The sequence below is a fragment of the Candidatus Hepatincolaceae symbiont of Strigamia maritima genome (genome assembly GCF_055505085.1).
Genome location: NZ_DBKDTU010000119.1, coordinates 1 through 9,852 on the forward strand (window position 1 = coordinate 1; position 9,852 = coordinate 9,852).

10 protein-coding genes are annotated in these 9,852 nt (G+C 29.0%); 6 read left to right on the top strand and 4 right to left on the bottom strand.

Features of this window, described 5'->3' with window-relative positions; translation table 11 throughout:
• Window positions 1–18 precede the first annotated feature (18 nt).
• The 4 genes from ACQCX0_RS03065 to ACQCX0_RS03080 all read left to right on the top strand — a co-directional run bounded on the left by ACQCX0_RS03065 (window position 19) and on the right by ACQCX0_RS03080 (window position 2,925).
• A complete protein-coding gene (locus ACQCX0_RS03065; protein ID WP_465029872.1) occupies window positions 19–372 on the top strand; it encodes a transposase in 354 nt (117 codons plus the stop codon).
• Window positions 373–511: 139 nt separating this feature from the next.
• Window positions 512–2,041 carry a DNA methyltransferase gene (locus ACQCX0_RS03070; protein ID WP_462562699.1) on the top strand — a complete coding sequence of 510 codons (1,530 nt, stop codon included), beginning with the start codon at window positions 512–514 and terminating at the stop codon, window positions 2,039–2,041.
• 272 nt (window positions 2,042–2,313) lie between these two features.
• Window positions 2,314–2,553, top strand: a complete 240-nt coding sequence (locus ACQCX0_RS03075) for a hypothetical protein (protein ID WP_462562700.1) — start codon at window positions 2,314–2,316, stop codon at window positions 2,551–2,553.
• A 195-nt stretch (window positions 2,554–2,748) separates the two neighbouring features.
• Entirely contained in the window at window positions 2,749–2,925 is a 177-nt protein-coding gene (locus ACQCX0_RS03080) for a hypothetical protein (protein WP_462562701.1), read from the top strand.
• A gap of 143 nt (window positions 2,926–3,068) precedes the next feature.
• On the opposite strand, the gene nrdE is transcribed toward ACQCX0_RS03080, so the two are convergent.
• Together nrdE and nrdI are read right to left on the bottom strand one after the other, a co-directional pair.
• Window positions 3,069–5,165 carry a class 1b ribonucleoside-diphosphate reductase subunit alpha gene (gene nrdE / locus ACQCX0_RS03085; protein WP_462562702.1) on the bottom strand — a complete coding sequence of 699 codons (2,097 nt, stop codon included), beginning with the start codon at window positions 5,163–5,165 and terminating at the stop codon, window positions 3,069–3,071.
• Window positions 5,166–5,192: 27 nt separating this feature from the next.
• A complete protein-coding gene (nrdI, locus tag ACQCX0_RS03090) occupies window positions 5,193–5,552 on the bottom strand; it encodes a class Ib ribonucleoside-diphosphate reductase assembly flavoprotein NrdI (protein WP_462562703.1) in 360 nt (119 codons plus the stop codon).
• Window positions 5,553–5,914: 362 nt separating this feature from the next.
• On the opposite strand from nrdI, the gene ACQCX0_RS03095 reads away from it, so the two are divergent.
• Both ACQCX0_RS03095 and ACQCX0_RS03100 read left to right on the top strand, forming a co-directional pair.
• Complete coding sequence (locus tag ACQCX0_RS03095) at window positions 5,915–7,276, top strand: cation:dicarboxylate symporter family transporter (protein WP_462562704.1); 1,362 nt, start codon at window positions 5,915–5,917, stop codon at window positions 7,274–7,276.
• Between the two features lie 76 nt (window positions 7,277–7,352).
• Window positions 7,353–8,783 carry a CoA-disulfide reductase gene (locus ACQCX0_RS03100; protein WP_462562705.1) on the top strand — a complete coding sequence of 477 codons (1,431 nt, stop codon included), beginning with the start codon at window positions 7,353–7,355 and terminating at the stop codon, window positions 8,781–8,783.
• 35 nt (window positions 8,784–8,818) lie between these two features.
• On the opposite strand, the gene upp is transcribed toward ACQCX0_RS03100, so the two are convergent.
• Both upp and ACQCX0_RS03110 read right to left on the bottom strand, forming a co-directional pair.
• Window positions 8,819–9,472: a uracil phosphoribosyltransferase gene (upp, locus tag ACQCX0_RS03105; RefSeq protein ID WP_462562706.1), complete on the bottom strand. Its 654-nt coding sequence runs from the start codon at window positions 9,470–9,472 to the stop codon at window positions 8,819–8,821.
• 86 nt (window positions 9,473–9,558) lie between these two features.
• On the bottom strand, window positions 9,559–9,852 hold a 294-nt coding region (locus ACQCX0_RS03110; RefSeq protein WP_462562707.1), incomplete at its 5' end, for a DMT family transporter.

Consider the following 9,852-nt stretch of genomic DNA (forward strand, 5'->3'; position numbering starts at 1 on the left):
TATGTTAATAAAAGAAATATTAAAAATATTAAACCAATATTAGATACTTATATAGATTATAACCAAAGTAATTTACATACAGATGAAAGTACTTTATATAGCGGTTATAAAAATAGAAATATTGTTACACATAATAAAGGAGAGTATGTTAAAGGCAATATTTATACTAACAGTATAGAGGGTGTGTTTAGTTTATTTAAACGCAGAATTTATGGAATCCATCATCAAATTAGTGCCAAGCATTTACAAAAATATATCAATAGTTTTATTTTTAGGTATAATAATAGAAAAGAATCTGATTTTGATAGATTAGAACTAGCTTTAAAATCTATGTTTGGCAAAAAATTACAATATAAAGAATTAATTGGATAGTTATGTTAGAAAAACAATCTTTTAATAAAGCAATAATCAATTGTAATATAACAACACTTGTTACCCCCCCCCCATTTTTGTGGCTTTTTAACTGAAAATAGCTTAATTAAGCTTATAACTTCTACAATAAAGGTGTTTTATGCAAAATAGACTTTATTGTGGAGACTGTAAGGAAGTATTACAAAAACTAATATCACAAAATATTACAGTAGATTTAATATATTTAGACCCTCCTTTTAACAGCAACGCTGTATATAATCTAACCTATAAAAGCCCAAATAGTAAAATTACTGCTCAGCAAAAAGCATTTAGTGATATGTGGACTCCAACTTCCCAAACTCAATTAATGTTTGAAGAGTTTAAGCTAAATCTATATAACCAATCTTTGATAGATGATTCTGTAAAAGATTTCTTACTGATATGGTTAGAGAGTTTAAGTAATAGCACTTACAACAATCAAAAGCTTTTAAACTATCTTTTATATATGACAGAAAGATTAATCTTAATGAAAGGTGTTTTAAAAGAAACAGGTTCTATTTATCTACATTGCGACCCTACGGCAAGCCATTATTTAAAAGTTATAATGGATGGTATTTTTGGTAGTGAAAATTTTAGAAATGAAATAGTGTGGTGTTATGATACTGCTGGACGATCAAAAAAATATTTTGCTAAAAAGCATGATACTATTCTTAGCTATGGGATTTCTAATAACACTTTTTTTGATGGCACAAAAGTAAGAGTTGAAATGAAAGCTGGTAAATCTAGCTTTGGAGGTAGATTAGAAACAGATTCTGATGGTAGAAAATATAGACTAGTATATGGCACTAAAAATTCTAAAGGAGAAGCTAAATATTATAAATATTATTTAGATGAAGGCAAAATTCCTAATGATTGGTGGATAGATATACCTTCTTTAAATGCTATAGCTAAAGAAAGATTAGGTTATCCAACACAAAAACCAAGAGCCTTATTAGAAAGAATTGTAAAAGCATCATGCCCCGAAGATGGAGTTGTATTAGATCCTTTCTGTGGTTGCGGAACTACTATAGACGCTTGCATACAACTTAAAAAGAATTGGATAGGGATTGATGTTAGCACCTTTGCAATTGATGTTATAGATAAAAGAATAAAAGATGCAGGGTTAAGAGAAATTTATTATAAGGAAGTACTAAAACCTAGAACATGGGATGAGTATCAAAAATTGAACGCCTTTGAAAAGCAAGACTTCTTAGTAAAAGAACTAGGGGGAATCCCCAATAAGAAAAAAAGCGGTGATAAAGGTGTAGATGGAGAATTAACTATTCATTTAGGGTTAGATAAAAATAAAAAAGATATTTGGGGCAAAGTAGTATTTAGTGTAAAAACAGGAGAACAATGTTCACCAGTTATGATAAGAGAGTTAAAGGGTACCATGCAAGACTTTAAAGCTGATATAGGTGTTTTAATCTTAGATAAAGACCCATCTTTTAATATGCTTGAAGATATAGCAAAATCTCCTAAAATTCACTATCAAATAGATATGAACTTACCAGTACAAAATACATACGATACTATACAAATTTATACAGCAGAACAGATTCTAAATGGCATCGTTTTAAATGTTCCACCATCTCTTTTAAAAGTAAAAACATATAGAGAAGCTATTCAAGGCAGCTTATTTAATCATTAAAATTAAATATTTAGTTCTGTCAAGTGTATAATTACCTAATTTTTCTTGCATATATAAAAATACAACTATATAGTGTATAAGATACTAAATTATAAATATTAATACTGATAACCCTTAATGAAGGGTCTTTTGTTAATTTTACAACTTATTATTATAATTTTCTTTTACAATTTAAACTTGCATCTGGCAATTCCTTGAGAAAAACATGATATAAATATAGATACTAAAAGATTATTAAGATCGTAACGGTGCTACAAATTGGAAAAATTTCATTGACATCACCAAAAATTTGGGTGTTAGCTACTCCTAAAATTAATCTTATTCTTACCAGTACTAGCTTAGCAGATGTGGTAAAGATTCTAATTTTTAATAAAGATATCATTATTGATACCACAAGAACCCCTCAACCCCTTCCCTATAATATTGAAATTACCTTAAAAAATAAAACTCAAGTAGCAATGCTTGAGGGTGGTTTTATTACTGAGAAAGTAATAGTACTAAAACAGTACTAAAACCTTATGTAAGAGGAGCCTATAAAAACTATAAACAAAGTTCTTATAAAGAAATAGAACATGGCACAACCCTAGATATTAATAAATCTAATAGTTATGATTTTATAGAACTATCAGGTATCAGAATAGGAACTCACATGACTTTTGATAATACAGAACACAATCATGATATTTTACCTGTTTTGGATATTTCTTATGATAAATAAATTAAATAAAAAACATTCTACTACTAAAATTGCTTTGAATAATGCTATTGTTAATAGACTACTGTTACAAGATGATAAATATTCTCATAGTAAATTTAATGTAAAATTAAGAGTACATTATCTATTGGTAAATACTTTCTCTATGGAAGTCTTCTACACCCATTAGAGAAATGAAGAAATAAAAACTAATTTTGTTAATCTTAAATTACAGTATTTAATTTAGTCAGCTTTAACTTGTAATTTAACAAGATATTTTAGTAGAATAACTCATTTAACTCACTGTAGCTGGTAGGAAGTATACCTAGTATTTTAAACAACACAAGCTAAACACTCCTCAATAGTAAGATTTTTAGTTCTAGTATAATATAATGCTTTTAAGCCTTTATGATGAGCATAAAGATACAGACGAACTAACTCTTTGGTTGTGGTTTGGTTAGTAACATATAAAATAGTACTAATCCCTTGGTCTACATGCCTTTGAATATTTGCCACTAAATCTATTAGTTTAGTCATATCCATATTATATGCAGATTTATATAAAAAGATATTATCTTGACTTAAATAAGGCATTGGATAATATGAAGTAGAGTTTCCGTAAGTTCTAGTTTCTACCACATCTACAACCGGCATAATTGAAGAAGTAGAATTTTGTATATAAGAAATGCTCTGAGTTGGAGCAATAGAGAGCCTATAAGCATGATAAAGCCCATGTTCTTGCACTGCTGTCTTTAGCTCGTTCCAATCATCCAAGCTAGGAATAAACATACCGGCAAAAATCTCTTGAATTTTTTGAGTTTTAGGAGAAAAATCTTCTTCTAAATATATCTTAAAATAATTACCGTTTTTATACTCAGATTTCTCAAAACCTCTAAAGATACTTTTAGTTTCTTTAGCAATTTCCATACTCCGTTTTAGAGAATAATAATTTACTATCATAAAAAACGTAGATGCAAAATCATTAGCTTCAAGACTTTCATAAGGAATTAAATTTTTGGCAAAAAACCCATGTAGATTCATAGCTCCAAGTCCTACTGAGCGAAAATTTTTATTAGCTTTATTAATACTGGGAGCATTACTAAGGTTAGATAACTCACTAACCGCTGTTAGAGCGTCCATTCCTGTAGAGACTGCCTCTTCTATCGCCCTATGTTCCATAACATTTACAATGTTTAAAGAACCCAACACACAGCAAATATCGTAACCAATATTATCTGCATGTTCATAATCGTTAATTTCTGAGGTTTTTTGAATTTGGTAAATTTCAGTACAAAGATTAGACATTTTAATTTTACCAATTTCCTTAAGAGGATTAACTTTATTAGCATTATCTAAATATATTAAATAAGGATATCCGGACTCAAACTGGGTTTTAGCAATACTTACTAATAATTCTCTAGCATTTAATTTCTTTTTAACTACATCAGGATGAGCTACTAAAATATCATACATTTCATTAATATTCATATCATCTAAGTGTTGCCCGAAGTTTTTATACACACTATAAGGAGCAAACACGTAAAAATCTTCATTCTTTTTTGCTAAATCAAAAAATTTATCCGGTACTGTAATACCTAAAGATAGTGTTTGAATACGACTTTTTTCATCAGCATTAATTTTTTTAGTATCTAAGAATTCTTCTATATCAAAATGAAAGACATTTAAGTAAGCAGCCCCTGCCCCTTTTCTCTGACCCATTTGATCAGCATAATTAAAGGAATCTTCAAGTAATTTCATTACTGGTACTACTCCTTTAGCAGCATTATCAATTTCTTTAATAGGTTCACCCCTAGATCTTAATTTTGATAAATTAAGAGCAACTCCACCCCCAATTTTAGATAAATACATGGATGTAGCAATATTAAAGGTAATACTATTAAGAGAATCATCCATTTCTAATAAGAAACAAGAGATCATTTCCCCTCTTCTTTTTTTTCCGGCATTTAAAAAAGTAGGAGTTGCTGGTTGAAAATATTGAGCAATCATAGATTTAGCTAAAGCAACTGCTTTCTTAAAATTACCATCAGCTAAGTATAAACTTACTGCTATTATACGGTCTTCATAATGTTCTAAATATAAGGATTTATCATTGGTTTTTAAAGCATAATCACGATAAAATTTTGAAGCACTCATATATGAGGCAAATCTGAAATTATAACCGTAAATTATTTGGTTAATTTCACTAATTTGTGCTTCTGAATAGGTTTCATAAAAATTTTCATAAAATCCATTATCTACCAAGTAATGCATTTTAGTATTAGCATCACTAAAAATCATACTATTATGTTTAACCTCTTCTAAAAATACCACTAGGGCTTCTTGGTCTTTTTCTATTTGGAAGAAACCATCTTTTTTATTAACAATTTGGCTATTTAGTTCTAAATATCTCAATGCAAGGACCCTCTTCATTTTAGTATTTCATATTTCATTTAATTATTAGTTAAAATTATTGACTGTTGTTAAAAATTTTTCTACATCAGTCTCTCTGCCGGATAATTCAAAGGTCATTAGGAGAGGAACCTTATATTGTTCTGAGAGTAGTTTAGCAGCTCTACAAAAGGTTATTCCCCAACTTCTATTCCCACTCCCGATTACTGCCTTTAGATATGTAGAATTCTGCTTTAAAAACTCTGCTACTTCAATTGGAATACAACCGCTTCCCGTGGTATATGTAAGTAAAATAAAAGGCTCTTTAATCTCTTCAGTTCCTAATACGATTCTTTCTACTTTGTTTAAAGCAGTTTTCTTAATAAAACGATTTATATTACCGGTTTTTGATGCATATACTATTAACATTTTATTCTCAATCTATTACTCTAAAGCTTAATAAATACAATATTTTTCAGCATTTCAGTTACAGTGTTTAAATTATATAACTATAAAAAATTTAGATCAATGTAATTGTTAGAAGATTATATGTACAAAGTTTTCTAGCGGTTTTATAGAAAAACATCCATATAACACAATACTTACAGCCTTAAAAGAATTTTATCCTAATCTCTAAATATTCTTACACAAAACATAGTTGTAAATATTCAAGCCCTTACTATCACATTATAAAATAATGCTCTTGCAAATATTTTTTTTTATAGCAATAATTTATTGTATTAAACATTTACTAGTTTTATTTTACAAATTTCTAGCTTAGGAAACAAAATATGGTTTTTATTAATATCTGTATTCTATTATTATTATTGGCTTTTTTGTATTTTTTACAAAAACGTTATATCTCGTTTAATAAGAGATCATTTATAGCTCTTTTTTTAGGGGTGTTGTTAGGAGTTTATTTAAAAATTTTTAACTCAAGTGAGCAAATTTTCACTACCTTATATTACTACCAATTAGTGGGAACAGGTTATATTTTCTTATTAAAAATGATAGTATATCCAATAATTATGGTAGCAGTTCTAACAACTTTTACAAAAGTAGAAGATGGTAAATTATTCACAAAAGCCGGTTCTTTAATTCTGATTATTCTCTTAATTACTACAACAGTAGGAGCATTAATTGGTGTTTTCTCAGCCTATTTATTTAATCTAAATATTACTAATTTTGTAGTAGACCCAAATTTTGATTTACATAAACGCTTAGACCATAAAGATACTTCTATTATAGGGACTATTTTAAATTTTATTCCTACTAATCCTTTCTTAGATTTTACTGGTTCAAGACCTACTTCAACTATATCAGTAGTTATTTTTATGATGTTAATCGGGGTTTCTTATCTGGGGGTAAAAAAGAAACATCCCGAGCAAGCAGAAATATTTAAGTCTTTAGTACTTGCCCTCTATGAAATAGTAATACGTTTAGTCACCCTAATTTTACGGCTTACTCCTTATGGAATTACAGCTCTGTTAGCACATACCATAGCAATCTCTAATACTGAACAAATCCTCGGACTAGGACGTTTTCTAAGTGCCGGTTATTTTGCTATGTTTTTAATGCTAGGAGTACATATTATATTATTACTACTTACTAAAACTAATGTTTTAAACTATTTTAAAAAAGTTGTGCCGCTATTGGCTTTTGCTTTTTCAGCTAGATCCTCATTGGCCTCAATTCCTCTCAATATAGAAACACAAACTAAAAAGCTAGGTATACCTCATTTTTTAGCTACAATCTCTTCCTCTTTGTCATCTATGATGGCACAAAATGCTTGTTCTGGGATTTATCCGGCAATATTAGTCTATATAGGAGCTTTATCTGTAGGAATAAACCCTTTAGAGCCACAATTTTTATTCTACGCTTTGTTTGTAATTTTAGTTAGTTCTTTTGGGGTTGCAGGAGTTGGCGGAGGAGCAATTTTTGCTACTTTAATTGTGTTGCCCACCTTAGGATTACCGGTAGGTATAATAGCAATTTTTATTGCTGTTGACCCTATTATTGATATGGGTAGAACCGCGGTTAACGTTAATGCAGGAGTAGTGGCAAGTTTAACTACTGCTAAGTTTTTAGATTCCCATGATAAAACTATATTAGAATCTAATGATAATGAAAAAAGTGATTTTACTCACCTTTAATTTTTTATAGGTAGTTTAAGTTAATAAATTTACTTTTACAAAAATTTAATTCAAAAGGATTGTAGGAAATTTTTCTATGAAGATACTAATTTTAGGAGGCAACGCAGCGGGTATGAGTTGTGCTACTAAACTGAAAAGAAATAATCCTGATTTTTTAGTCAGTGTGTACGAGCAATCTAATATTGTTTCTTTTGGCAATTGCGGATTACCTTATTTTATAGGAAATTTCTTTACAGATCCTGATTTAATGATAGCCAGAACTAAAGCAGAATTTGTACAACAGGGAATTGCAGTTTATACTCTGCATAGTGTTCTAAAAGTAGACTCCCTACGGAAAATAGTGATTATTAAAAATTTAGAAAGTAATGAGATTATAGAAGAGAATTACGATAAATTAGTAATTACTACAGGTTCTAGTGCTAGAATATCCTCAATCCCTGAAAAAAATCTTGTGGTAAAAAGGCTTAAGAATAAGGAGTTTAAGCACGAAGAACGTAAAAAGGAAAAGCTTCAGAACATTTATTCCTTAAAAACCCTAGAAGATGCTTTGGCATTAAAAATTTTAATCACACAACCTAAAATTAAAAATATTAGTATCATCGGTGGTGGGTATATTGGGCTAGAAATGCTTGATATAATTAAACATTTTGATAAAACTAAAAATATTACCCTAATTGAATCCTCTAACCAATTATTAAAACAAAGTTTTGATCCTGAATTTGTAGCCTTATTAAATAAAGAACTCTTAGAGAATAATATTACTTTATATTTAAATGAACAAGTACAAGAATTTATAGGCTCTACCTCTGTTACTCAGTTAAAAACCCAAAACCGGGTAATTAAGACAGATTTAATAATACAAGCAGTAGGTGTAATTCCTAATACCGGTTTCTTGAATAACCTTCAATTTAATAAATTAAGTAATCAAGCAATTATTATTAATAAATTTGGCCAAACCAATATAGACGATATTTATGCCGCCGGAGATTGTGCTAGTGTCTTCCATAAAGTTAGTAAACAAAATACTTATATTCCCTTAGCTACTACTGCTAATAAATTAGGTAAAACAATAGCAGATCATATTAGTGGTAAAAATACTACTTTTAATGGTACTTTAGGCTCTGCCTCTATAAAAGTTTTAAACTTAGAATTAGCACGTTGCGGTATTTTAGAGTCTCAAGCACAGGCTTTAAAATTAAGTTATAAAATTTTACTCATTAAAGATTATAACCATACTAATTATTATCCTAATCAAGAACTTATAGAAGTAAAAGTTATTTATGATAATACTTCATTAGAATTATTAGGAGCACAAATTATTGGTAAAAACGATGCCGTTCTTAGAATGCATGCCTTATCGGTAGCAATAGATACAAAGCTGAAGATTACTGAACTAGCTAATTTAGATTTTGCCTACTCTCCTCCATTTTCTAGACCTTTTGATATCTTAAATATTATTGGTTCCTTAGCAAGTTCTAAGATTAATAACTTAAAGCTTACCATTTAAGAGAATTACTACTTTTACACTGGTTAATTTTGTAATTAAAGTGTATTAAAAATTCTATCCCCTGCATCTCCTAATCCTGGTATAATATACCCCTTAGAATTTAACTCAGTATCAATTCCTGCCGCATAAACAATAATATCAGGTATTGTCTTAAAGATAAGTTCCAGTGCATGTGGGGTAACAAGTATCGATAACACTATTATTTGCTTATAAACGCCTTGTTTTAAATAATTAAGAGTATATTCCATAGTATTTCCCGTAGCAAGCATAGGATCTAAAACAAATACCGTCGTATTTTCACATATTTTAGGAATATTCATATAATACTCAAAAGGTTTTAGAGTATCATGATTCCTAGATAACCCCATAAATCCTAATTTAGTATCTGGTAATAATTTTAGTAGAGGATTAATCATTCCAATCCCAGCTCTAATAATCGGAATTATAGTAGTAGGATTAATTCTTACACCATCAAAAGTAGCTAACGGTGTTTCAATCATTTTTTTGGTAGCTTGGATATGTCTAGCAGCATCTGCTGCTAGAATAAAGGTTACTTCCTCTAAAACTTCCCTAAATTCCTTAGGAGCAGTATTTTTATCTCTTAATAAGGTTAGTTTATGAGCAACTAAAGAATGATCCTTTAAGCAATAAAAGTTATTATACTTTTGTTCTAATTTTTCTTTTGCCACTGCTTTTCCATATCTTACCTTAGTTTCTACAATCCTACTTAACAGTAATTGTATATATTTAATACTAATTAAGCAATTAAAAACTTTTATGAGCTTAGTTTTAGACCAACCATTGAAAAAATTAAAAGAGCTACAAATACTATTTGTTTGATATTTAAATGTTCCTGAAATAACCAATAACTTAATAATAGTGAACCTACCGCTCCAATCCCTGTCCACATAGCATAGGTAATACCAATACCTAAAGATTTAGCAGCCTTACTCATAAAAAAGAAACTAAACCCTGAAAAAATAATAAATCCTATACTGGGCATAAGTTTTGAAAAATTATTAGATAACTTTAAAAATAGAACAAACATAATTTCACAAACACCAGCAAT

Bases quoted from the DNA above. Each gene is read 5' to 3' on its own strand.
- nrdE (WP_462562702.1), bottom strand. From the start codon at position 5,165: ATGAAGAGGGTCCTTGCATTGAGATATTTAGAACTAAATAGCCAAATT.
- ACQCX0_RS03095 (WP_462562704.1), top strand. From the start codon at position 5,915: ATGGTTTTTATTAATATCTGTATTCTATTATTATTATTGGCTTTTTTG.
- ACQCX0_RS03070 (WP_462562699.1), top strand. From the start codon at position 512: ATGCAAAATAGACTTTATTGTGGAGACTGTAAGGAAGTATTACAAAAA.
- ACQCX0_RS03100 (WP_462562705.1), top strand. From the start codon at position 7,353: ATGAAGATACTAATTTTAGGAGGCAACGCAGCGGGTATGAGTTGTGCT.
- ACQCX0_RS03080 (WP_462562701.1), top strand. From the start codon at position 2,749: ATGATAAATAAATTAAATAAAAAACATTCTACTACTAAAATTGCTTTG.
- nrdI (WP_462562703.1), bottom strand. From the start codon at position 5,552: ATGTTAATAGTATATGCATCAAAAACCGGTAATATAAATCGTTTTATT.